This is a genomic window from Barnesiella sp. An55, assembly GCF_002161555.1.
In the GTDB taxonomy this organism is placed as follows: Bacteria; Bacteroidota; Bacteroidia; order Bacteroidales; family Barnesiellaceae; genus Barnesiella; species Barnesiella merdipullorum.
Map to the genome: position 1 here is coordinate 75162 of NZ_NFHZ01000009.1, position 19390 is coordinate 94551.

The following is a 19390-nucleotide window of genomic DNA, read 5'->3' on the forward strand; positions in this document are numbered from 1 at the left end:
TCGATACAGAACTCTATTTAACAAGAAATTTGAGCTATTTCTTATTCAAATAGGTATATTCGCCCCTGTAAATCGACAATGAATCATGGAGCAAAATCCGACACTCAGCACCCTGAATTTGCACATGCTGCCCTTCAACGAGCGGGCATGTGTATATCACAACGAACTTTTCTTGTCCGACAACTTCGACGATTCAAACATCACCTCAAACCTGCTGGATAACCCCGAGGTGCTCACATTCATCACATCGCCCTACCCGTTCAAGATACAGTTTGCCATGATGATTCTCTGCCTCAACGGCCACATGCGGGTCAATCTGAACCTGAATGAATATGAATTGCAACGCAATTGCATCCAGATAGTCACTCCCGGGGCCATTGCACAATGTGTAGAGATCACTCCCGACAGCCGCATGGCCATTATTGCATTTGACACGGTCAACAACATTCCCGAAAACAATACCCAAAGCGCACTCATCATGCGTAAGTTCCTCATCAACAACGCCATGTTGCAACTCTCCGACCGAGAGATGGACGAGATGATGGAGCTTTATCACCACATGCGCCAGAAGATACTTCGACCCGAGGAGCTTTTCACCCATGAAATTCTCAACAATTACACACAAATATTCTATTACAACATCTGCCAGTTGATGAGCCCCTACGTCGAACAGCAAGACACCCAGTATGTCTCGCGCAAAAAACAGATTTTCGACCAGTTCATCGAGCTGCTCAGGCAACATTACACCCAGGAGCGAAGCATCGGTTTCTATGCCAACCAGTTGTGCATCACCCCCAAATATCTTTCGCAGGTGATTTTCGACATCAGCAATCGCCACGCCGGTGACTGGATTCGCGACTATGTCATACTCGAGGCCAAGGCGCTGTTGAAAAGCGGGAAATACAACGTGCAACAGGTGAGCGACCTGCTCAACTTCGCCAACCAGTCGTTCTTCGGCAGCTACTTCAAAAAGGCGGTAGGCTGCTCCCCGTCGGCCTATCAAGATTCGTAACAAGTTCTAAAACCGTCATAATCATTTGGCTATCAATACATATTTATTCTCATCCATCCTTCTTAAAACGGTCTGTCCCATTCGACCGCAACGCTATCGTTTTACCTAAAATATACCAAACCTAACCTTTTTTTACTAAATTATAGGTATTGACCCCCCGAAAGCCCCCCTATACCTTTGCATCGGAAATCCAAAAAAGAGAACCTATGCAACGAAAATTCCTATGGCTTGCGCTGGGCCTGTCACTTGCCCTGCCGGCAGCAGCGCAAGGCGATGAAACAACAGTCGATGCCGTATCGGGGGCCACCTCGCTCCCGGCCACGAAAAGAGAACAGTTAAAAGCAGAACTGAAAGCCGAGATTCTGGAAGAACTCCGCCAGGAGCCTCCCGTCGAAGCTGCGGTGGCCGAACCGCGCAAACCCCGCCTCACCATCGGCGGATATGGCGAAGCCGTTGCCTCTCGCAATTTTTTCAGCGACGATTATAAAAAATACCAGGATGCCCATCTGCATAAGGGCGAGAGCCACGGCCGTTTCGACCTGCCCCATGTGGTCATCTTCCTCGGCTATGACTTTGGCCGCGGTTGGAGCATGGGTACCGAAATCGAGTTTGAACACGGCGGCACCGAAAGTGCCGTCGAAATCGAAGAGGAGGAAGCCGGAGAATATGAATCGGAAATCGAACGAGGCGGAGAAGTCGCACTCGAACAATTTTGGATTCAAAAGAGCTTCTCCCGAGCCCTCAATCTGCGCTTGGGCCACATCATCGTGCCGGTAGGCGCCACCAACATGCACCACACCCCCACCGAGTTCTTCGGTGTATACCGTCCCGAAGGGGAGAACACGATACTGCCCTGTACGTGGCACGAAACGGGCATCAGTCTGTGGGGCATGCTGGGCAACCAATGGCGCTATGAGGTGATGTTTCTGCCGGGACTCGACTCCGACCGCTTCAACAGCAAAGGCTGGATACACGACGGTGCCGGTAGCCCCTACGAGTTCAAGATAGGAAACACCTATGCCGGGGCCTTTCGGGTCGACAATTTCTCGGTTCCCGGCCTGCGCCTGAGTGTGAGCGGATACGGTGGCAACAGTTTCAAGAATACGCTCTATCCGCAAACCAACAGCCGCTACCGAGGTGTAAAGGGTACCGTGCTCATCGGAGCTTTCGACTTTGCCTACGACGCCCATAACTGGATTGTACGGGGACATTTCGATTACGGCCACCTCTCCGACGCCGATATGATTACCGCCTTCAATGGAAGCATGTCGGCCTCGTCGGTATCGTCGAAGCAAGCCGTTGCATCTGATGCCATCGCCACCGGCATCGAGGCCGGATATGATTTCTTCTCATTCTCGCCCAAACTGCACGACCGCAACCAACGCCTCTACCTCTTCGGCCGATACGACTACTACGACTCGATGTTCAAGACGCCCGCCCGCGTGCAGCACTACAAATGGTGCGGACGCCAACGCATCGCCGCCGGTATCAACTACTACCCCATGAAATCGATTGTCATCAAGGCCGAATACAGCATCGGGTTGCTCAATGCCAACTCCTACACCTATACCGACTCCAGCGGAGCCACCTGCACAGGCCACTACAACAACGAGCCCGCCATATCGATAGGCATCGCCTACTCGGGGCTGTTCACGAGATAATCAAACCGTATTGTTTCAATCATAAAACCATTTATTACAATGAAAAGAGTTTTCAGAAATTCGTTACAACTATTTGCTTTGTCGGCCCTGCTGCTCGGCGGTGTGTCCTGCACGGAAGAAGAGAAAGATTTCTCTTGGGAAGAACAGCGCGAAACGGCATTGCAATCGGCAGCAACCGCATTCGTCGAAAAAACGGTCATACCTACCTACACTTCGCTGGCCGATGCCTGCCTCGAACTGGCCGACCTCTGTTCCCAAATCGAAACCTCGGCCCAAGCCAATGCCTCGACCGACATCGCTGCCTCGGGCTCATTAAGCACCGAGACAAAAACGATAGTCGAACAGGCTTGTGCCAAATGGTATGAAGCCCGCAAGCAGTGGGAGCTGAGCGAAGCATTCCTCTACGGAGCCGCCGGCGACTACAACATCGACCCCCATATCGACTCGTGGCCGCTCAACGCTACCGACCTGCAAGCCCTGCTCGACGACCCGGTGCGCATGGGCATGATGGACGCCGAGTATGCCGCCGGTCTGGGCTACGGCCTGCTGGGATTCCACGCCATCGAATACATGCTGTTCGACCACCAGATCGATGCCTCTTCGACCACAGGCAAGGCACGCTCCGGAGCTTTCAGCCGCAAGGAAGAACTGGTCTACCTCACAGCCGTGGCAGGCGACCTGGCCAACCAATGCGTGCGGCTCGAAGCTTCATGGAAAGGACTGGCCAACGTATCGAGCCAAAAACAAACCTTGCTGACCGAAGCCGAACTCGAACCGACCTTCAACTACGGCGAAAGCATGAAAAACGCCGGTAAAGGCGGCAGCAAATACAAAAGCTACCTCGAAGCTGCCCAGGAAATTATCCAAGGCTGCTCGGACATAGCCGACGAAGTGGGCAACCAGAAGATAGGCCGCCCCAACGAGGCCGCGGCCGGAGCTTCGGAAGACCTCAGCTACATCGAATCGCCCTATGCCAAAAACTCCAAAGTCGATTTCTACGACAACATCGTCAGCATCAAGAACGCCTATCTGGGCATGAACGTGGGCGACCCGTCGGTGAGCAACTACCTGGCCAGCATCAACCCCACGGCCGACACAGCCGTACGCAATGCCATCGAGGCGGCATTGAACGCCATCGATGCAGCTCCAGCCCCCTTTGTCAACTACGCCGGCTCGCACAACGAGCTGTGGAAAAAGGCCACGACGGCTTGCAACGACTTGAAAAAGGCTCTCGACGAAGCACAATCGGCCATAGGACAATAAACAACACATAATTTCAAAAGCTATGAAATCTTATCCCTTTTTACTGGCTTTTGCAACGGCGGCGCTGTGCGTCGCCGGTTGCACAGATGACAACCCCGACGACACACCCCGTCCCGTTACACCGCAGTTGTCGGAAGAGTATTACACGGGCGGCCAGCTGGGTACCGCCTTCAACACCACCTCATCGGCCTTCGAACAACCGTCGGCCGCCGTCGAGAATGCCGGCATGAGCACCTCGTTCAAGAACGGTGAAGCCCTGTTCGAAAAGATTTTCACCCCGGCCTCCGACGGTTCGGTTCGCGGCGGACTGGGACCGCTCTATATCCGCACCTCCTGCATGCACTGCCACCCGGGTTACGGCCACGGCAAACGTCAGGAAGGGACCTTCAATGCCACCGAGATAGGCAACGGATACCTGCTGGTCATCTATGACGACAACGACAACTACATCGCCTCGCTCACAGGCATGCCGCAACTCTTTGCCGTCGAGCCTTTCAAGGCTCCGATAGACCCTGCGAAAATCAAGATTTCCTGGAAACCGTATACCGACAGCTGGGGAAATACCTTTGCCGACGGTACCACCTATGAATTGGTCTACCCCGAAGTGACGATTCCCGCCGACGCCTACTATGTCGATCTCATCACCACCGACGGCCGCACCCTTTCGCCCGACCAGGTAAATATCCGGCTCGAATCGACCATCGGCATCTACGGCACGGGACTGCTTGATGCCATCGACGACGAGGACTTGAAAGCCGAATATGCCAAACAGGAGAAAGACAACTATTTCGCATTGAACCCCAAAATCTTCCAAAACGGCGAGTGGGTAAGCCAGTACAGCAACAACCGCCCCGGCGACGGAGGTACGGGCGAGAAGCACCCCTATCGGTTCACCTATGCCCTCAGCCGCGGCCCCTTGCAGGATGCCGCCGGCTCCAACGCCATCTGGAACATCACCAACGTGACCCGTTCGAACCGCCGCTATCATTACATGACTCAGGCCTATGCCGAGAAGGCGTCGAAAGACCCCGAGGTTCAGGCTCGCTTCTACGACTATTTCCCCGAACGGAAAACCGAGGCCGGAGTCGAACAAGACATCTACAACTATCTGATGGCGACCGACCTGCCGGTCGAGATGAGCGACGAATACTACACCGACCTGATGGTATGGCACCGGGGACTGGCTGTACCGGCAGCACGCAATCTCGACGACCCCACGATACAACGGGGCAAGCAACTGTTTACCGAGATGGGGTGCAGCTATTGCCATCGCCCCACCTGGACAACCGGTGAAGACCGCTATACCGATCCCAGCGGATTCTTCACCCGCGGCACCGAACTGCCCCGCTATCCTCACCAAAAAATATGGCCTTACACCGACCTGGTACAACACCGCCTGCACATGCAGAACGATATTCGCACCGGCTGGTGCCGCACCACTCCTCTGTGGGGCAGAGGGCTGCATCAGAAATGTACCGGCTCGTTCGAAAGCGACCGGCTGCATGACTGCCGTGCCCGCAACGTGATTGAAGCCATCATGTGGCACGGAGCCCCCGAGAGCGATGCCCGGCAGTCGGTCGAAAAATTCCGTGCCCTAAGCCGGGAAGACCGCGAGGCGGTAGTAAAATTCATCGATGCGATTTAATCGTCGCCCTACGTAAACTTACTTTACAAAGACTTATGAAATGCCGGCGCCTCACGCGTCGGCATTTTGAGGTATCAAGAAACCCCTACTCCTCTAACAATGAAACTACTCAAACGAACTACATTCGCCCTGCTGGCCGCCGTGCTGTGTGTATTGACCGCAGCGACCATCGTCGAGAAGGAACTGGGCACACCGTTTGTCGCCCGTCACATCTACCAGTCGCCTGCTTTCGTGGCTCTCTGGTTTGTCCTGGCCCTGCTGGCCGCCGCCTATCTGCTGCGCCACCGCGCACTGCGTCCGGCCACCTGGTTGCTGCATCTGGCCCTGCTGGTTATTCTGGGCGGAGCATTCGTCACCTGGCTCACCGGCCGACAGGGCACCCTGCATCTGCGTCTGGGCGAAGCCCCCGCCGCCGTCTACCTCGACAGCGACGGGCAGGAACAGCCCCTCCCCTTCACGGTCGCGCTCGAACGGTTCTACATCGAATACTACCCCGGCACCCGGGCTCCCCTCGACTTTGTGAGTTGTGTCACCCTCGCCGACGAGGAGCAGAGCCGCAGCGAGACCATCGCCATGAACCGCATTGCCCGCTACCGAGGCTACCGCTTCTACCAGTCGTCCTACGACAGCGACGGGGCGGGCACGCGCCTCTCGGTGGCTCACGACCCCTGGGGCATCGCCATCACCTACACCGGCTACCTGTTGCTGCTCGTGGCCATGGCGGCCCAACTCATCGACCGGCAAGGCACCTTCCGCCGCCTGCTGCACAGCCGGGCCCTGCGGGGCATCGGTCTCGGCATCGTCGCGGGACTGGCAACCGTACTCCCGGCACAAGCGGCCGAACCGGCTCCACCCACCCTGCCCCGGGAACATGCCTCCCGACTGGGAGAGCTCTGCATCTACTACAACCAGCGCATCTGCCCTCTCTCCACGCTGGCCCGCGACTTCACGGTGAAACTCTGCGGCAAAAGCAGTTACCGAGGGCTCACCCCCGAACAGGTGCTCTCCGGGTGGCTCTTCTACTACGACGAATGGAAACAGGAGCCCATGATCAAGATAAAAAGCCGCGAGGCACGGCGGCTGCTCGGCATAGAGGGGCGATATGCCCGGCTCACCGACTTCAACCGGGCTCTGCGGGACTATCGACCCGGACAGACCGACGACCGGGGCGTGAACGAGGCCAACGAAAAGTTCAACCTCGTGGCCATGCTCTGCACCGGCTCCCTGTTGCAAATCTACCCCTACCGTCTCAACGACACGCTGCACTGGGTCTCGCAGGTCGACGTGCTGCCCCGCGAGCTGCCTTATGAACAGGCTCTGTTCATCGGGCAATCGATGAACTATGTGAACGAACTGGTGGCCCAGCGCGACTACACAACATTGTCGCAGGTACTCGCAAAGATAGGGCAATACCAGCAGAAGTGCTGCGGCGAGGCTTACCCCTCGGCCACCCGGCTGCAGGCCGAGCTGCTCTACAACCGGCTGGGCCACTCACTGGTAGTGGCTATTCTGCTCATCGTGGCAGGAGCGGCCGCCTTTGTCTACGCCTGCCGGTGCATCACCCGCGGGCGTGCAGGGTCGACCTCGATTCGGCGGATGTTGTGGGTCGGGATACTCCTCGGCTTTGTCTACCTGTCGGCCACGCTGTCGCTGCGCGGCTATATCGCCGGCCACTGGCCCCTCGCCAACGGCTTCGAGACCATGCAGTTCATGGCCTGGTGTGCCCTGGGTGTGACGCTGCTGAGCCACCGGCAATTCATCCTGATTATGCCGTTCGGCTACCTGGTGAGCGGGTTGGCCATGCTGGTAGCGATGATGGGCGAATCGAATCCCCAGATTACCCCGCTCATGCCGGTACTCACCTCGCCCCTGCTCTCGGTGCATGTGGTACTGGTCATGCTGGCCTACACGCTGCTGGCCTTTGTCATGTTCAACGGCTTGGCCGGACTCGTACTCTACCGGAACCACCGCCGGTCAAGCGAGCAACTGCAGACCGTCGGGCGCATTCTGCTCTACCCCGCCGTCTTCGTCCTGGCAGCCGGAATCTTCGTGGGGGCCGTCTGGGCCAATATCTCGTGGGGCCGCTACTGGGGTTGGGACCCCAAAGAGGTATGGGCCCTCATTACCTGGCTCGTCTATGCCCTGGCCCTGCACCCCGATTCGCTCCCCCGCTTCAGGCGCCCCCTCTTCTTTCACACCTTCTGCGTGGCAGCCTTCTTCTGCGTACTCATCACCTACTTCGGGGTCAACTTCCTGCTGGGCGGCATGCACAGCTATGCCTGACACTCCCCAACCATACCCCCGCAAAAAAAGCAACGGCCGAAGAGCAATCTGCTCCTCGGCCGTTGGCCTATTATGGAATAAGATTTTCGTCCGATCAGATACCCAGCACGCTGAGGTCGGCAAAGTAGCCATATACACAGCTGGCGATACCCAGCAACAGGATACCGGCTACGCAAACCACCAGGCTCACGCGCGAACCGTTGTCGCTACGGAAGGGGGCAATCACACACTCGTTTTCGGTGTTGATAAACATGGCCTTTACTACCAGCAGATAGTAGTAGAGCGAGATAATCGTGTTCAACAAGGCAATGAGCACCAAGATATAGAAGCCCGAGTGAATGGCCGAAGCAAAGATGAAGAACTTGCTGAAGAACCCGGCGAACGGCGGGATACCGGCCAACGAGAACATGGCCAGCATCATGATCACACTCAGCTTGGGATTGGTCTTGTACAAGCCGTTGTAGTCGTCCATGCTCACCTTGCCGGTGTTGTGCTCGATCGACGAGATAACCCCGAAGGCAGCCAGGTTGGAGAAGATGTAAACCAATACATAGTAAACCAAAGCCGTTGTTCCTTGAATGGAATCGGCAACGATACCCAACATGATGTAACCGGCTTGCGAGATTGACGAGAAGGCCAGAAAGCGTTTCAGGTTCTTCTGACGGATGGCAAACAAGTTACCCACGGTAATGGTGAGTACAATCAATGCCCACATGATGCCTTGCCATACAGCCGGCTCAAAGGCAAATACCTTGTAAAGAACGAGCATGAGTGCAAAGGCTGCCGAACCTTTCGAGATAACCGACAGGTAAGAGGTTACCTGCGTGGGGGCTCCTTCATATACGTCGGCCGTCCACAAGTGGAAGGGAACCAACGACAACTTGAATCCCATGCCGGCCAGTACAAAGACGAGCGTGGCAATAAACAGCGGCGTGCTGTTGGCAGCAACAGAAGTGGCAATGTCGTCGAAATAGAGCGAACCTGCAACACCATACAGAAACGAGAGGCCCAACAGGAAGAGGGCCGACGAGAAGACTGCCGTAAAGAGGTATTTGGCACCGGCCTCATACGACTCGGAGTCTTTCTTGGTGATGGCGATAAGTGCAGCCATAGGCAGCGAAGCCGTCTCGAGCCCGATGAAGAAGAGCAGGAAGTGTCCCGACGAAACCATCAGGTACATACCGAAGAGGGTCACCAGCAACAATTCGTAGAATTCGCCCCGACGCAGTTTCACATCGGGAGTGGCGCTCCACGAGATAGATTGCAGCAACACAATAAAGGTACCTATATTAAGCACGGTCTTTACCATCGAGGCCATAGGCGATGTGTGATACATGCCGCCGAATGCCGAAGCCGACTCGACCGGTATAATGTTCCAGACCGTATGCAAGGCAAACAAGACACACGCTGTAATCGATAATCCTTTGAGGCTCTTTTGCCCTCCAAAGGTGTCTATCAGAAATATCAGCAAGAATACAACCAGCAGCGATATTTCCGAGCGCATAACTAAAAACTGTGAATAATCCATATACTGTATTATTAAAGAGCTTGAGACAACAAATTAGTAATAGGTTCTACACCTTCACGAATGAGATCGGAAATCCAGTGCGGGAAGCTACCGATGGCAACCACACACACGATGAGGGTAATAACCGAGAGGCGCTCCCACCATTCGGCATCCTTCAACTCGCGATGGTGCTCGTTCTGAACGGCACCGTAGAGCAGTTTTCCGACCACTCGCAAAATATAAACCGCAGTAATCACAATCGAAGTACAAGCTACAATAGTAAGTACTCGGTGGAAGGTATCGGTATGTTCAAACGAACCGACGAAGATGGTCATCTCGGCTACGAATCCGCTCAAGCCCGGCAGACCCAGCGAGGCCAAACCGGCAATCACATATCCTACCGAGAGGAACGGCATAATCTGCATCAAGCCACCCATCTCGCGAATGTCGCGGGTGTGGGTACGACCGTAAATCATACCGATGAGGGCAAAGAAGAGGGCCGTCATCAAACCGTGCGAGAGCATCTGCATCACAGCACCGGTCATGGCCGTGGTGTTGAGCATGAGGATGGCAAACAATACCAAGCCGCAGTGGCTTACCGAAGAGTAAGCGTTGATGTATTTCAAGTCGGTTTGAACGCAAGCGCTGAAGGCTCCGTAAACGACACTGATACCTGTCAGGATCAAGAATATCCAAGCCAGCTCGTTAGCGGCCTGAGGCATGAGGTAGATGGCTACACGGAAGCAACCATAACCTCCCAGCTTCATCAGCACACCGGCGTGCAACATCGACACGGCCGTAGGCGCCGAAGCGTGACCATCGGGCGACCATGTGTGGAACGGGAACATGGCTCCCAGCACGCCAAATCCCACAAAGGTCATGGGGAAGAGGAAGTATTGCCAGTTCATGGGAATGTTGCCGTGCTCGGCAATCTCGACTACGTTCATCGAGTGCAGACCCGATTGATAGTAGATACCCAGGATACCGATCATCAGCAGGGCCGAACCACCCATCAACATCAGCGTTAGCTTCATGGCCGAGTAGTTCTTGCGGCCGCTACCCCAAACGCCAATCAGCAGGTACATGGGGATAAGAGCCACCTCGTAGAACATGAACATCGTGAAGAGATCGACCGAGATAAAGAAGCCGAATACACCGGTCGAGAGCAGCATGAACCACAAGAAGAACTCCTTGGGCAGCGGGTTGATTTTCCACGAAGCGAAAACTCCGGCAAATACAATAATAGACGAGAGCAGCAACATAGCTACCGACACACCGTCCACGCCCACGGCGTAGTGGATATTCAGCGGAGCATACCACATGCGGCTGTCGGTAAACAACATCGTCGCTGTATTTCCAGCAGCGCGTTCGGCCAGAAACTCAACGAGAGTGTAAACGGACAGAGCCAACAATAAGGTTGAACCAATAACCGCTACCGTTCGTATCTGTTTCATATCTCTTGCGATCCAGAGACCCAGCATCATCAAGAGAGGGATAAGCACAAATAATGATAGAAAATTCATATGTTTCTTTAATTTTTTATCGTTCAACCATCAGTTAAAAGCACATGGCCAGTACGGCGATTAACAAAGCGCCCATAATGAATACCCATACATACCATTGGATGTAGCCCGACTGCAACTTGCGGATGCCGTAGGAAACTCCGTTGGTCACGGTTGCCAACATATTCATCGTACCATCGACGATATGACGGTCGAACCAGGCAATGGGGCGGCAGATATGCTGGAAGATTACTTTGTGGGTAACCCACATATAGAGCTCGTCCATGTAGAAGCGGTGGTAAGCTGCCGTGTGCAGTGCGCGGAACTTGTCGGCCAAGGCTTTGGGCTTGGTGTTCTCCGAGAGATACATCCAAGTAGCCAGGGCGATAGCGGCTACGGCTACAATGATACTTGTCGTGGCTACCGACCAGTCGAGGTGGATGTGATACTCCTGCCCGTTAACCGATACGAATTCGCCGAAGGGAATGAAACCGGCTACGCAGGTAACCAATGCCAGGAATACCAGCGGCAGATACATGGTCTTGGGAGCCTCGTGCGGCGTGTGGTGTCCATAGTCGGGTTTGCTCCACCAGAAGATGCGGTAGTACAACCGGAACATATAGAAGGCGGTGAGACCGGCAACGGCTGTCATCCAGATGCCCCAGAAGGCACTCTTCTCAAAGGCAGCCGTGAGAATCTCGTCCTTACTGAAGAAGCCCGAGAAGGGAGGAATACCGGCGATAGCCAAGCAGGCTATCAGGAAGGTGATGTGAGTCACCGGCATATACTTGCGCAGGTTACCCATGGCCGACATCTCGTTGGAGTGAACGGCGTGGATAATACAACCGGCACCGAGGAAGAGCAGAGCCTTGAACATGGCGTGCGTGAAGAGGTGGAACATAGAGGCCATGTAGCCGAGACCGGCATGCAGGTCGCTATTGAACGCTACACCCAAAGCTACCATCATGAAGGCAATCTGCGAGATGGTCGAGAAGGCGAGCACCCGTTTGATATCGGTTTGCACACAAGCTACGACAGCGGCATAGAGCGCCGTGATGGCACCCACCCAGGTAATGAGGTCGAGCACCTCTGGCACGGCACAGTACATGGGGAAGAGCCGGGCTACCAGGTAAACACCGGCAACCACCATGGTGGCGGCGTGGATCAGGGCCGATACCGGAGTAGGACCCTCCATGGCATCGGGCAACCAAATGTGCAACGGGAACATGGCCGACTTACCGGCACCACCCATAAAGATAAGGGCCATGGCCCAGGCGGCTACCGAGCAACCCATGAAGGTCATGCCGGCCGTCTCGCTCACCAGCGACGTGGGGTTCGACATCAACGTTTGGAAGTCGAACGTCTCGGTAAAGAACGAGAGGATGAGGATACCGATGAGGAAGCCCAAGTCGGCAAAACGCGTTACGATAAAGGCCTTTTTCGAAGCCGATACCGCAGCCGGTTTGGTATAGTAGAATCCGATAAGCAGGTAGGACGAAACACCCACCAGCTCCCAGAAGATATACATCTGGAAAATATTAGTAGCCACAACCAGGCCCAGCATCGAGAAGCTGAAGAGCGACAGGAACGCATAGTAGCGTTGGAAGCCCTTCTCGCCGTGCATATAGCCCATACTGTAAATATGAACCATGAGCGAGACTGTCGTGATTACAACCAGCATCATCACCGAAATGGGGTCGAGCAAAATACCCAGATCGATATGCAGATGCTCGGTAAAACGCAACCATTCGAAATTGACCGGCTGCAAAGTTTTAAATACGCCTTCGGCATTGCGCGGCATAGTAAAATAGTTGAACGCTACCATATAGGCCAGCACGGCAGTTACGGTCAGCCCGAGGGTTCCCAAGATACCGGCTACACGCTCGCTCAACTTATGCCCCACAAGTCCCAGAAAGAGGAACATGCAAAGCGGGAGTAAAAGTATTATAGCTGAATATTCCATATCGATCAATATTTCATTTTATCAAGGTTATGCACGTCAACATTCCGTATGTGGCGGAAGATGTTGATAATGATCGCAATGGCAAGCGCTGTCTCGGCAGCGGCAATACCTATTGCAAAGAGGGTGAAGAAGAAACCCTCCAAAGCCTCGGGATACAGATAACGGTTGAACACCACAAAGTTGATGTCGGCCGCATTGAGCATCAATTCGAGCGAAATGAGCATCGCCAGCATATTCTTACGTGTGACGAACCCGTAAACCCCGGCAAAAAACATGATGGTACTTACCACCAAATAGGCAATCATTGGTATTTCCATAGTTCTTATCTTTTACGGGCAATCATAATGCCACCGATGATACAAGCCAATAACAACACACTGATAGCTTCGAAGGGCAACAGGTACTGGAACTTCTCCATACCCATGAGTGCATGGCCTATCTCCTTCATGTCGATCTCGCCGGTGATGACGCTGGTGAGCGGTTTGGTGAAGAACGGATAGGTGAGCAGCGTATAGCCGCACACGATAGCACCAAAAATCGAAGCGATGAGCCCGACCACTCGTTTCTTCGGGGTGAGCAACTGAGCCTTGTCGCCGGGATGACTCGTCAACAAGATCGAGAAGACAAACAGCACTACAATACCGCCGGCATAGACGGCCAATTGTACTGCCCCCAAGAAGGTAAAGTCAAGCTGGAAATAGATACCGGCTGTCGCAAACAGAACGAACAGGAGGTATGTAGCTGCCCGCAAAATGCGCCGTGTGGTGACCGTCAGAATCGAACATACCACGATGACCAGTGCAAGCAAGCCGAAGATAACTTGATTTGCTATTTGTTCCATAATGTTAATCTATTATTTTTCGGTTGGGTTATCGGTATGATTGAGAATCTTCACCAGTTTCTCGCGCCGGAAAACAGCGTGCTCAAATTCGTTGGTGAACTTGATGGCATGGTGAGGACACGTAGTCACACACATTTGGCAAAAGGTGCAACTGCCCAAGTCATACACATATTTATCTAACACACGTTTGGTCTTACCATCTTCGGTGGTAATCTTCGAAGCCTCGATTTTGATGGTGTCGTTGGGACAATTCATCTGACAGATACCGCAAGCTACACACTTGTGCTGTCCGTTTTCATCGTAAATCAAGGTCAACGTACCTCTGAAACGCTCGGGGATTTTCAAGGTCGCCCGGTTTTCGGGGTACTGCTCGGTAACTTTCCGGCTGAGAAAATACTTACCGGTAACTCCCATTCCTTGAAGGAGACTCAGCAGTCCTTTCCAGAAAGATGTAATGTAATTTTTTAAACTTCCCATAAATCTCTTTATAGAACTCTTATTTTATTTGTTAACACTATGGTTTATTTCGTGCCTCAAGAGAGCCAGGCTCTCTGTCGATATATCAATCTACTTGTCCTCCTGCAATATCCAACAACTCGGACGTGATGCTTTGCTGGCGCAACTTGTTGTACTCCAGCTGCAAGTCGTCCAACAACTCTTTGGCATTATCGTTTGCCGACTGCATGGCCATCACCCGGGCCGCCTGTTCAGAGACGCGGTTGGAACTGATGGCTTCCTGCATATTGGCCAAGACATAAAGCGGCAATACCTCATTATAGATGGTATTCACATCGGGCTCAAACAAGTAGGGCTTGTTGCGCTCGGCTTTCTCGCCGGTAGCCAAATCGTCGGCCGAGATAGGCAACAGCTTGCGCGTAGCCAACGACTGTTTACTGGCACTCTTATAATGGGTATATACAACCTCTATTTCGTCAATCTTGCCGGCCAGGAAATCGCGGGTAAGTTCGCTCGTGAAACGGGCTATCTCTTCTCCCGAGCTCTTGGCCGTCATATAATCGGTTACGGCAATCTCCACGTCCTTGCCTGCCAGTTTATGGGCAAAGTGAGAGGCTTTCTTTCCTACCGGATAAACAACAAACATCACGGAATTACCGGCCTCTTCACGCCCCCGGTTGATAAGCTCGAGCGTGTGTTTAAACAGATTCATGTTGAATGCGCCACACAATCCCTCGTCCGAGCTGAGCACGACTACGGCCCGCCGCTTCACAGGGCGTGCCTCGGTGAGCGGAGAACTGTATTCTGCATCGGCAGAAATAAGATGATTGATGGTACGTTGAATCTGATCTCTGAACGGCCGCACACGACGCAAAGCCAAATCGGCCTTGTGCATCTTGGCCGACGAAATCATCTTCATCGCACCGGTTATTTTTTCGGAAGAAGCGACCGAGCCGATTCTTCCTTTCAAGTCGCGCATTGATGCCATAGTTTATGCCTTAAATCGGTTAGCCACCTCGGTAGCGACTTCGGTCATGAGGGCGGCAATCTTGTCGTCGAGATGTCCTACACGCAGTTCGTCCAAAACCTCGTGGCTATATTTTGATTTCAATATCTGCAAATACAATTTCTCAAATTCGGCTACTTTGTCGAGAGGTACATTGTGCAACAGGCCTTGTGTACCGCAATAGATGATGGCAATCTCCTCCTCGACGGGTACCGGCGAGTACTGGGGCTGAATGAGGATTCGCTCGTTCTTGCGGCCCTTGTCGATGGTCATGGCCGTTACGGGATCGACATCGCCACCGAATTTGGTGAACGACTCGAGCTCACGGAACTGGGCCTGGTCGATCTTCAGCGTACCGGCAATCTTCTTCATGGCCTTTACCTGGGCGTTACCACCCACACGCGATACCGAAATACCCACGTTGATAGCAGGGCGCACACCTTGGTTGAAGAGGGCCGTCTCCAGGAATATCTGACCGTCGGTAATCGAAATTACGTTGGTAGGGATATAGGCCGAAACGTCACCAGCCTGTGTCTCGATAATAGGCAGGGCCGTCAACGAACCTCCACCTTTTACCATCGGTTTCAATACCTCGGGCAGGTCGTTCATCGACGAGGCTACCTCGTCGTTGTCGATAATCTTGGCGGCACGCTCGAGCAGACGAGAGTGCAGGTAGAAGATATCGCCCGGGTAGGCTTCACGACCCGAGGGACGACGCAGAATCAACGAAATCTCACGATAGGCCACAGCCTGTTTCGAAAGGTCGTCGTAGATAACCAGTGCGTGGCAACCCCGGTCTCTGAAGTATTCGCCAATGGCGGCACCGGCAAACGGTGCATAGTAACGCATGGCAGCCGAGTCGGAGGCATTGGCGGCCAACACCACCGTATAGTCGAGGGCGCCGTGCTCCCGCAGGGTATTGACCAATGCGGCTACCGACGAGGCCTTTTGGCCGATAGCGACATAGATACAATAGAGGGGATTCCCGTTTTTGTAATTCTCTCGCTGGTTGATGATCGTATCGATGGCAATTGCCGTCTTACCGATCTGACGGTCGCCGATAATCAGCTCACGCTGTCCGCGACCTATGGGCACCATCGAGTCGATGGCCTTGATACCAGTCTGCAAAGGCTGGTTCACAGGCTGACGGAAGATTACACCCGGAGCCTTACGCTCGAGGGGTAACCGGATGAGATCGCCCTGGATGGGACCTGCACCGTCGATAGGTTCACCCAACGTGTTGATAACCCGGCCGAGCAGGCCTTCGCCTACGGGCAGAGAAGCAATTTCGCCGGTACGGCGAGCGGTCATGTTCTCGGTAACCTTATCGACATTATCGAGCAAAATGACACCCACATTACTCTCCTCCAGGTTCATGGCCACACCGTGCACACCATTCTCAAACTCGATCAGTTCGCTGGAGCGCACATTGTCGAGCCCGTACACGTGGGCCACTCCATCACCTACTTCGAGAACTGTACCTATTTCTTCGAAATTGACTTTGGAATCGACCTCGTCGAGTTGTTTCTTTAATATATCTGATATTTCACTGGGTTTTATCATATCACTTGCTGTTTAGCAATTTCAAACGCAATTTTTTTAATTCACTATTGACCGAAGCATCTAATTGCATCGAATCTACGCGCAAAATAAATCCGCCGATGAGGGTGGGATCTATTTCATAAACAAATTCCAGCGTCTTGTCCGTTTGCTTTTTCATAAGGTCGCCGATGCGATCCAGCACCTCTTTGGGTAAAGCGGCTGCCGTGGTTATCGTTACCCGGGCAATGCGATTGGCCTTGCGGTAGATATCCTGGTAGGCCAACCCGATGGACCTTACAAACGTTTCGCGACGGTTCTTGATAACTAACTGAGCAAAACGGAGCAGATGGTCGTCGGGCTTTTCACCGAAAGCCGATGACAATACCCGTACCTTGTCCGATGGAGAAAGAGCCGGGTTACCCAATACCTTGGAAATCTCTGGATGGGCCTTAAAGGCATCATCAAAGCGTTTCATCTCTTCATAAATCGGCTCAGCCACACCATGTTCCTGGGCATATTTATAAAGCGCTTTCGCATATCGATTCGGTATTAACCCCTCGTTCATGTTCTATTAGTTTTGATTCTCAATTTCATTCAACAGTTTGTCGATCATTTCGACCTGAGTCTTGTCGTCGGAGAGTTGCTTGCGCATCATCTTCTCGGCTATTTGCAGGGCAAACTGGCTCACTTCGCGGCGGAACTGGAGTTCCGACTCTTTGCGGGCCTGCTCGATCGACACGGCCGCAGCGTCCATTACTTTCTTAGCTTCTACCGAGGCTGCCTGACGAGCTTCTTCGATGATTTGAGTCTTCATCTGGGCAGCTTCGTGCAGAATCTCCATTTGTTGTTTCTGCGCTTCGACCAAAAGAGCTTTGGCTTCGGCTTGTGCGTTGTCCAGGTGCGATTTGGCCTCTTGGGCATACTCGACCCCTTTGTCAATAAACTCGGCTCGTTCGTCGAGGCTGCGCAAAATGTAGGGCCAGCCAAACTTGGCGAGTATGACAAACAGGATGACGAAGACAACGAACATCCAAAATACCAAGCCTATTTCGGGCGTGAACAGTTCCATATCCTATGATTAGATGAACAACGACAGCACGCAAACGATTACAGCAAACAGGGCAACACCTTCGACAAGGGCTGCAATCACAATCATGTTGCTTCGAATATCACCACTGGCTTCGGGCTGACGAGCAATGGCATCCATTGCCGACGAACCAATCTTACCGATACCTACACCGGCTCCGATAGCTGCGATACCAGCACCAATACATGCACCCAATTTAGCCAGACTTGCACCGGCTGCTGCTTGTAATAAAATCATTCCTAACATAATGTTTGTTGTTTAGAGATTATACATTTATTCTATTTTTTTACTTTTTCTACTTTTCCTTCATGATGCCCCTCGGCTTGTGCCAACGAAATGAACAGCGTCGAAAGCATCGTAAATACATAGGCCTGGATAAACGATACCAGCGTGTCGATCATCAGCATGAACAGCGAGAAGAGCACCGATATGACGGTTATGCCTCCCACTACCACGGCTCCAAAGGCGCCGAAGATGAAGATGAGCGAAATGAGCGACAGGATAATCATGTGACCTCCCATCATGTTGGCAAAGAGACGGACCATAAGGGCCGCCGGTTTGGTGAAGATGCCAAAGACCTCAATGAGGGGCATGATGGGCAGAGGAAACTTCAGCCACATGGGTACATCGGGCCAGAAGGTCTCTTTCCAGTACTCTTTGGTACCTTTCACGTTCACCACGATAAAGGTACACAGGGCCAGTACCATGGTGACGGCAATATTGCCTGTCAAGTTGGCTCCACCGGGGAAGATGACAATCAGGCCCAGCAGGTTCATCAACAGAATGAAGAAGAATATCGTGAGCAGGTAGGGGGCAAAACGGGGTGCCTTGTCGCCCAGCGTACTCTTGATAACTCCCGTATAGATAAATTCGATGAGGAATTCGATGGCTCCCACTCCTTTGCGTGGTGCCTTGTAATGCTTTTTCTTGTACCAGCGGGCCACAGAGAGCACACACCAGAGGCACAACAGGGCGGCGATAATCAAAGCCAGCACGTTTTTCGTAATCGACAAATCGAGCGGCCGATAACGATTGCCCTGGTCGTCGATACTCTCGACCTTGCCTTTGTTGGGGCCGTCTTGTGCGATGTAGAAGCCCTCGTACTGCTGCCCGTGGTCGATACGATGCGACCAGAACACATGCCAGTCGCCCGTGTAGTCTCTCACAATAACCGGGAGCGAAATCTTGTGTTCGTGCGAGAAAGGCAACTCCCAACTATATTCATCGAGCAGATGCTTAAATATCGTCTCCTTCGGGTTAAAGGCTTGTTCCTCCTCCGTGCCGCTCATCTCTTGAGCCGACAGGTTGAACGAAAAGGCCATCAACAAAAAAGCGACTATGTATGCGATTTGTTTTCTCATCTCTTTTTACTCCACCAATTACCGTATGCACACTGCCACACGATTGTTATCCACATCGACAAACCCACCACTCACGGGTACCGAATGGCGTTCGCCTGCCGTCACATATTCAATGGTACCGGCATCGAGCGTCGAGACCAGCGATGCATGATTTTCAAGAACGGTAAACGAACCTTGGGCACCCGGCAAGGTGACCGATTCGACCTCTCCCTGGAAAAGGATTTGTTCTGAAGATATAATTTCAAGTACCATAACTTATTT

18 protein-coding genes are annotated in these 19390 nt (G+C 53.1%); 5 read left to right on the top strand and 13 right to left on the bottom strand.

The annotated features are described in order from the left end of the window. Window positions 1–85 precede the first annotated feature (85 nt). From B5G10_RS07115 to ccsA, 5 genes are all read left to right on the top strand, one after another. Window positions 86–1012 carry a helix-turn-helix domain-containing protein gene (locus B5G10_RS07115; RefSeq protein WP_087424038.1) on the top strand — a complete coding sequence of 309 codons (927 nt, stop codon included), beginning with the start codon at window positions 86–88 and terminating at the stop codon, window positions 1010–1012. A gap of 206 nt (window positions 1013–1218) precedes the next feature. Beyond that, the gene (locus B5G10_RS07120; protein WP_241147734.1) at window positions 1219–2673 is read left to right on the top strand and encodes a hypothetical protein; all 1455 of its coding nucleotides are present in this window, start codon (window positions 1219–1221) and stop codon (window positions 2671–2673) included. A gap of 39 nt (window positions 2674–2712) precedes the next feature. Beyond that, window positions 2713–3936 carry an imelysin family protein gene (locus tag B5G10_RS07125; protein ID WP_087424039.1) on the top strand — a complete coding sequence of 408 codons (1224 nt, stop codon included), beginning with the start codon at window positions 2713–2715 and terminating at the stop codon, window positions 3934–3936. A gap of 22 nt (window positions 3937–3958) precedes the next feature. After that, window positions 3959–5581, top strand: a complete 1623-nt coding sequence (locus B5G10_RS07130; protein WP_087424040.1) for a di-heme oxidoredictase family protein — start codon at window positions 3959–3961, stop codon at window positions 5579–5581. Between the two features lie 99 nt (window positions 5582–5680). Beyond that, the gene (gene ccsA / locus B5G10_RS12915; RefSeq protein WP_087424041.1) at window positions 5681–7864 is read left to right on the top strand and encodes a cytochrome c biogenesis protein CcsA; all 2184 of its coding nucleotides are present in this window, start codon (window positions 5681–5683) and stop codon (window positions 7862–7864) included. Between the two features lie 94 nt (window positions 7865–7958). Here the strand turns inward: ccsA and B5G10_RS07140 are convergent, their stop codons facing one another. The 13 genes from B5G10_RS07140 to atpC all read right to left on the bottom strand — a co-directional run bounded on the left by B5G10_RS07140 (window position 7959) and on the right by atpC (window position 19381). Next, window positions 7959–9392 carry an NADH-quinone oxidoreductase subunit N gene (locus tag B5G10_RS07140; protein ID WP_087424042.1) on the bottom strand — a complete coding sequence of 478 codons (1434 nt, stop codon included), beginning with the start codon at window positions 9390–9392 and terminating at the stop codon, window positions 7959–7961. An 11-nt stretch (window positions 9393–9403) separates the two neighbouring features. Then, on the bottom strand, window positions 9404–10894 hold the full coding sequence (locus B5G10_RS07145) for an NADH-quinone oxidoreductase subunit M (protein ID WP_087424043.1): 1491 nt from the start codon (window positions 10892–10894) through the stop codon (window positions 9404–9406). Between the two features lie 34 nt (window positions 10895–10928). Further along, entirely contained in the window at window positions 10929–12836 is a 1908-nt protein-coding gene (gene nuoL / locus B5G10_RS07150) for an NADH-quinone oxidoreductase subunit L (RefSeq protein ID WP_087424089.1), read from the bottom strand. A 5-nt stretch (window positions 12837–12841) separates the two neighbouring features. Further along, window positions 12842–13153 carry an NADH-quinone oxidoreductase subunit NuoK gene (gene nuoK, locus B5G10_RS07155; RefSeq protein WP_025279057.1) on the bottom strand — a complete coding sequence of 104 codons (312 nt, stop codon included), beginning with the start codon at window positions 13151–13153 and terminating at the stop codon, window positions 12842–12844. Window positions 13154–13158: 5 nt separating this feature from the next. Then, window positions 13159–13677, bottom strand: coding sequence for an NADH-quinone oxidoreductase subunit J (locus B5G10_RS07160; RefSeq protein ID WP_087424044.1), 519 nt, complete (start codon window positions 13675–13677; stop codon window positions 13159–13161). A gap of 12 nt (window positions 13678–13689) precedes the next feature. After that, window positions 13690–14154: an NADH-quinone oxidoreductase subunit I gene (locus B5G10_RS07165; RefSeq protein WP_087424045.1), complete on the bottom strand. Its 465-nt coding sequence runs from the start codon at window positions 14152–14154 to the stop codon at window positions 13690–13692. Window positions 14155–14239: 85 nt separating this feature from the next. Then, entirely contained in the window at window positions 14240–15121 is an 882-nt protein-coding gene (gene atpG, locus B5G10_RS07170; protein WP_241147735.1) for an ATP synthase F1 subunit gamma, read from the bottom strand. Window positions 15122–15124: 3 nt separating this feature from the next. Beyond that, window positions 15125–16702 carry a F0F1 ATP synthase subunit alpha gene (gene atpA, locus B5G10_RS07175; protein WP_087424047.1) on the bottom strand — a complete coding sequence of 526 codons (1578 nt, stop codon included), beginning with the start codon at window positions 16700–16702 and terminating at the stop codon, window positions 15125–15127. Between the two features lies 1 nt (window position 16703). Beyond that, window positions 16704–17246 carry a F0F1 ATP synthase subunit delta gene (locus B5G10_RS07180; protein WP_087424048.1) on the bottom strand — a complete coding sequence of 181 codons (543 nt, stop codon included), beginning with the start codon at window positions 17244–17246 and terminating at the stop codon, window positions 16704–16706. Window positions 17247–17252: 6 nt separating this feature from the next. After that, the gene (atpF, locus tag B5G10_RS07185; protein ID WP_087424049.1) at window positions 17253–17750 is read right to left on the bottom strand and encodes a F0F1 ATP synthase subunit B; all 498 of its coding nucleotides are present in this window, start codon (window positions 17748–17750) and stop codon (window positions 17253–17255) included. A 9-nt stretch (window positions 17751–17759) separates the two neighbouring features. Further along, window positions 17760–18014, bottom strand: a complete 255-nt coding sequence (gene atpE, locus B5G10_RS07190; protein WP_087408868.1) for an ATP synthase F0 subunit C — start codon at window positions 18012–18014, stop codon at window positions 17760–17762. Between the two features lie 32 nt (window positions 18015–18046). Beyond that, a complete protein-coding gene (gene atpB / locus B5G10_RS07195) occupies window positions 18047–19129 on the bottom strand; it encodes a F0F1 ATP synthase subunit A (protein ID WP_087424050.1) in 1083 nt (360 codons plus the stop codon). Between the two features lie 18 nt (window positions 19130–19147). Then, entirely contained in the window at window positions 19148–19381 is a 234-nt protein-coding gene (gene atpC / locus B5G10_RS07200; protein ID WP_087424051.1) for an ATP synthase F1 subunit epsilon, read from the bottom strand. Window positions 19382–19390: the final 9 nt, after the last annotated feature.

Coding starts and splice junctions, on each gene's coding strand:
- B5G10_RS07115 (WP_087424038.1), top strand. CDS start 86: ATGGAGCAAAATCCGACACTCAGCACCCTGAATTTGCACATGCTGCCC.
- B5G10_RS07120 (WP_241147734.1), top strand. CDS start 1,219: ATGCAACGAAAATTCCTATGGCTTGCGCTGGGCCTGTCACTTGCCCTG.
- B5G10_RS07125 (WP_087424039.1), top strand. CDS start 2,713: ATGAAAAGAGTTTTCAGAAATTCGTTACAACTATTTGCTTTGTCGGCC.
- B5G10_RS07130 (WP_087424040.1), top strand. CDS start 3,959: ATGAAATCTTATCCCTTTTTACTGGCTTTTGCAACGGCGGCGCTGTGC.
- ccsA (WP_087424041.1), top strand. CDS start 5,681: ATGAAACTACTCAAACGAACTACATTCGCCCTGCTGGCCGCCGTGCTG.
- B5G10_RS07140 (WP_087424042.1), bottom strand. CDS start 9,392: ATGGATTATTCACAGTTTTTAGTTATGCGCTCGGAAATATCGCTGCTG.
- B5G10_RS07145 (WP_087424043.1), bottom strand. CDS start 10,894: ATGAATTTTCTATCATTATTTGTGCTTATCCCTCTCTTGATGATGCTG.
- nuoL (WP_087424089.1), bottom strand. CDS start 12,836: ATGGAATATTCAGCTATAATACTTTTACTCCCGCTTTGCATGTTCCTC.
- nuoK (WP_025279057.1), bottom strand. CDS start 13,153: ATGGAAATACCAATGATTGCCTATTTGGTGGTAAGTACCATCATGTTT.
- B5G10_RS07160 (WP_087424044.1), bottom strand. CDS start 13,677: ATGGAACAAATAGCAAATCAAGTTATCTTCGGCTTGCTTGCACTGGTC.
- B5G10_RS07165 (WP_087424045.1), bottom strand. CDS start 14,154: ATGGGAAGTTTAAAAAATTACATTACATCTTTCTGGAAAGGACTGCTG.
- atpG (WP_241147735.1), bottom strand. CDS start 15,121: ATGGCATCAATGCGCGACTTGAAAGGAAGAATCGGCTCGGTCGCTTCT.
- atpA (WP_087424047.1), bottom strand. CDS start 16,702: ATGATAAAACCCAGTGAAATATCAGATATATTAAAGAAACAACTCGAC.
- B5G10_RS07180 (WP_087424048.1), bottom strand. CDS start 17,246: ATGAACGAGGGGTTAATACCGAATCGATATGCGAAAGCGCTTTATAAA.
- atpF (WP_087424049.1), bottom strand. CDS start 17,750: ATGGAACTGTTCACGCCCGAAATAGGCTTGGTATTTTGGATGTTCGTT.
- atpE (WP_087408868.1), bottom strand. CDS start 18,014: ATGTTAGGAATGATTTTATTACAAGCAGCAGCCGGTGCAAGTCTGGCT.
- atpB (WP_087424050.1), bottom strand. CDS start 19,129: ATGAGAAAACAAATCGCATACATAGTCGCTTTTTTGTTGATGGCCTTT.
- atpC (WP_087424051.1), bottom strand. CDS start 19,381: ATGGTACTTGAAATTATATCTTCAGAACAAATCCTTTTCCAGGGAGAG.